At 46.0% G+C, this 3891-nt stretch carries 4 protein-coding genes; 2 read left to right on the top strand and 2 right to left on the bottom strand.

What is annotated here, in order from left to right; all coding sequences use genetic code 11:
• Positions 1–411 (bottom strand): LOG family protein (locus Q7A53_RS21645; protein WP_411791290.1); only part of this gene is annotated, 411 nt, incomplete at its 3' end.
• A 132-nt stretch (positions 412–543) separates the two neighbouring features.
• Entirely contained in the window at positions 544–1833 is a 1290-nt protein-coding gene (locus tag Q7A53_RS21650; protein ID WP_411791291.1) for an adenylosuccinate synthase, read from the bottom strand.
• A 234-nt stretch (positions 1834–2067) separates the two neighbouring features.
• Between Q7A53_RS21650 and Q7A53_RS21655 the strand changes: the two genes are divergently transcribed.
• The gene (locus Q7A53_RS21655; protein WP_411791293.1) at positions 2068–2841 is read left to right on the top strand and encodes a DeoR/GlpR family DNA-binding transcription regulator; all 774 of its coding nucleotides are present in this window, start codon (positions 2068–2070) and stop codon (positions 2839–2841) included.
• A complete protein-coding gene (locus tag Q7A53_RS21660) occupies positions 2838–3695 on the top strand; it encodes a Cof-type HAD-IIB family hydrolase (protein ID WP_411791292.1) in 858 nt (285 codons plus the stop codon). The genes Q7A53_RS21655 and Q7A53_RS21660 overlap by 4 nt, the downstream gene beginning before the upstream one ends.
• Positions 3696–3891: the final 196 nt, after the last annotated feature.

The following is a 3891-nucleotide window of genomic DNA, read 5'->3' on the forward strand; positions in this document are numbered from 1 at the left end:
ATCGTTCATATTTAATAGCGCCATCGGTTTCTGATGAATCCCTATTTGTGCCCAGCTTACGGTTTCAAACAGCTCCTCAAAAGTGCCAAATCCTCCAGGAAGGGCAATATATCCATCTGCCAGTTCACTCATCTTGGCTTTGCGTTCGTGGAGCGTATCCACTTCGATCAGCTCGGTAATTTCTGTATGGACCATTTCCTTCTCGAACAGCCGTGTCGGCATGACACCCGTTACCTTTCCACCCGCTTCCAAAATGGAATCAGCGAGTACTCCCATCAGACCGCATTTGGCACCGCCGTAAACAAGTTCGATGTTATGCTTCACAAAGGCTTTTCCTAACGCTTTCGTTTGTTCGGTGAATGCAGGATCATTTCCTTTACTCGAGCCTGCAAATACACATATGCTATTCAATTGGATCTCCCCCTTATTTAAACAGGTGCTGGAGCTGAGAGGACTCTCCCACTCTCTAATTATAGTATACTATCCTTTCGGAACCACAAAACACGCCTATCCTAACATGGATAGACGTGCTCGAAAAGAATATTAATCACTATATACGCTGCGCACAACGTTGGTCTGCGTACGATCCGGACCTACAGAAAAGACAGAAAGCGGAATGCCTGTCAGCTGAGAAACACGCTCGATATAATGGCGTGCGTTTTCAGGCAGATCCCCCAATGACTTGGCTCCTGTAATATCTTCTTTCCATCCTGGCATTTCTTCATACACAGGTTCACATTCGGCTAAGACCTTCAAACTGGCCGGGAATTCTTCCATCAGCTCTCCGCGGTACTTATACGCGGTGCAGATTTTCACCGTATCAATGCCTGTTAAGACGTCGATCGAATTTAGCGACAGATCGGTTATCCCGCTCACACGGCGAGCGTGACGCACAACGACACTGTCAAACCAGCCGACCCTGCGCGGACGTCCGGTTGTCGTTCCGTATTCACGGCCAACCTCACGAATTTGATCGCCAATTTCGTTCTCTAGCTCTGTAGGGAACGGGCCATCACCCACACGAGTGGTATAGGCTTTCGAAACGCCGACCACGTGTTTAATTTTCGAAGGGCCGACTCCTGAACCAATCGTGACTCCGCCGGCAATCGGGTTGGAAGAAGTTACGAAAGGATACGTTCCTTGATCGATATCAAGCATGACCCCTTGTGCTCCTTCAAAAAGAACGCGGCGTCCTTCATCTAAATTTTCGTTAAGGACGACAGACGTGTCGCATACATATTTCTCAATTTGCTGACCGTAATCATAATATTCCTCTAAGATCTCTTCTACTGTATAAGGAGACGTCTCGTAAACTTTTTCAAATAGACGATTTTTCTCAGCCAGATTCTGCTCAAGCTTCTCTTTAAAGCTTTCTTTATCGAGAAGATCCGCAATTCGGATGCCGGTTCGAGCGGCTTTATCCATATAAGCAGGACCAATGCCCTTCTTAGTTGTCCCAATCTTGTTGGCACCTTTTTCTTCCTCTTGCAGTTCATCAAGCTTCAAATGATAAGGAAGAATAACGTGAGCACGGTTGCTGATTCTTAGATTGTCTGTAGATACCCCTTTATCGTGAAGGTACTGCAGCTCTTCTAACAAGGCTTTCGGGTCAATCACCATTCCATTACCCAGGACACAAACCTTATCATCAAAAAAGATCCCAGAAGGAATCAAATGCAATTTATACGTTACACCATCAAATTTAATTGTGTGACCGGCGTTGTTTCCACCCTGGTAACGGGCGACAACCTCGGCATTCTGTGATAGAAAATCGGTAATCTTGCCTTTTCCTTCGTCCCCCCACTGGGTTCCGACTACGACTACTGAAGACATAAGGCACCTCCGCCAAAAATTTGCTTTTAAATTAATTCCATGGTCAGTTTACCAATCTTAAGCAGGTTAGTCAATGTAAATTCCGAACAATAAAAAAAAATACCTATATATTGTTCGCTAATTTACAAACTTCACATAACTTATAATAACTTACAATTACTTATAAAACTTGAATTAAAACAAAAAATAACTTATGATACCTTAAAGAGGATAGATATGGAAGGTCGTGAAACGATGTATCAGGAAGAGCGTCTCATTGAAATTGTTCACTATTTAAAACAGCATGAACGAATGTCTGTGGAGGATATTTGTGACCAATTTCATGTGTCGAGGGATACCGCAAGAAGAGACCTTGTTAAACTCGAGGAACAGAACGCTATTGTCAGAACCCGGGGAGGGGCCATCCTGCCTGATTCGCATAGAGAAATTAAGGATTACCAGCACCGACTCATGACGGTGTCCGAAGAAAAGAAAGCCATCGGCCGAGCAGCCGCTTCCTTAATCCGCGAAGGCGACAACTTGATTCTCGACACCTCTACCACCGTCCAGGCATGCGCGGACCAAATGGAAGCGATGGGTTGTACCGTCATTACCAATTCGATCAACCAGGCGGACATTCTTTCCAATAAAGCGAAGGTAACCATCCAGCTGCTGGGCGGCCGCTTGCAGAAAGAGCACCGTTTTCTCTACGGAACTTCTGTCATTGAAAAGCTCTCCCATTATTTCGTCGAGAAATCCTTCATTGGAGTCGTTGGGATATCTGAGCACGGACTAACCATTGCCCATGAAGAAGATGGCATGGTAAAGCGAAAAATGATCCAGCAGGCTAAGCAGGCCGTCGTATTAGCCGACCATACTAAACTAGGGGTGACCGAGCACTTCCAGTTTGCCGAGCTCAAGGATATTGACCTGTTAATTACCGATCAACCGCCCGCACCGTCCTTTAAAGACATGTTAACGAAACATGGGGTAGAACTGCTGGTGACTGAGAAAGGAGCAAACCAATGAAATTAATCGCCATTGATTTAGATGGAACCTTATTAAACAGCCGCCATGAGATCAGCGAAGCCAACATACAGGCTATTACCACGGCTCAAAGCCAGGGGGTAGAAGTCGTTGTAGCGACAGGCCGGGCAGAATTCGATGTGAGAAAAGTTTTCGAGAAAACAGGGTTGAACACCTGGGTGATCGGAGCCAATGGAGCCACCATTCATAAGCCAGATGGTTCGCTGTTTCATTCCGTCGCCATTCGAACCGAAGATGCAGAAGAAATCCTCCCTTATCTCGAGCGGGAAAAGTTTTATTATGAAGTCTTTAGTGATTCAGCCATTTTAACACCGCAGAATGCAAGGGAGCTGCTGCAAATCGAGCTGGACCGGATTCAAAGCGCTAATCCTTCAGAGGACATTGCAAAGCTTGAGATGGCCATTGAAAAACAATTCAGCCAGACCGGTTTTCTAACGGTTGATTCCTGCCAGGAAATCCTGAATTCAGATAAGCCCCTCTATAATGTGCTGGCTTTTTCTTTTGAACAGCAGAAACTGACCAAAGGGTGGAACGCCTTCAAGGATCATCCGTATTTAACCCTGGTCAGTTCCGCAGACCACAATTTTGAATTTGAACACCGGGAGGCTTCCAAAGGCATTGCCCTGGAAAAACTGGCACAAGAATTAGGCATATCGCTCACCGATACAGCCGCTATAGGAGACAGCCACAATGACTTATCCATGATCCATACCGCTCACTATAGCGCCGCTATGGACAACGGACATGAGGATGTGAAACAAGCGGGTGCGTTTGTAACGAAGTCCAACGATGACGATGGTGTAGCTCATGCCATTGAGAAGTGGCTGTCCCAATAATCAGGGTTCATCCGTGATTTGGCGTTACTCTGACAGGAGGCGTAACAAAAAGCGATGAATATAAATAGACGCCCAGTCTCAGACCGGGCGTCTTCTTTTTAATTAAATACTTTCTGAACAAAAGCAGCCATATCCTGCAGAAGGATCGTGTTAGGAGGGCCGGGAAATCACTCGCTTTCCATGGGCGGCCGGTGAG

The sequence above is a fragment of the Halobacillus rhizosphaerae genome, assembly GCF_046719735.1.
Lineage (GTDB): Bacteria > Bacillota > Bacilli > Bacillales > Halobacillaceae > Halobacillus_B > Halobacillus_B rhizosphaerae.

Coding starts and splice junctions, on each gene's coding strand:
- Q7A53_RS21650 (WP_411791291.1), bottom strand. CDS start 1,833: ATGTCTTCAGTAGTCGTAGTCGGAACCCAGTGGGGGGACGAAGGAAAA.
- Q7A53_RS21655 (WP_411791293.1), top strand. CDS start 2,068: ATGTATCAGGAAGAGCGTCTCATTGAAATTGTTCACTATTTAAAACAG.
- Q7A53_RS21660 (WP_411791292.1), top strand. CDS start 2,838: ATGAAATTAATCGCCATTGATTTAGATGGAACCTTATTAAACAGCCGC.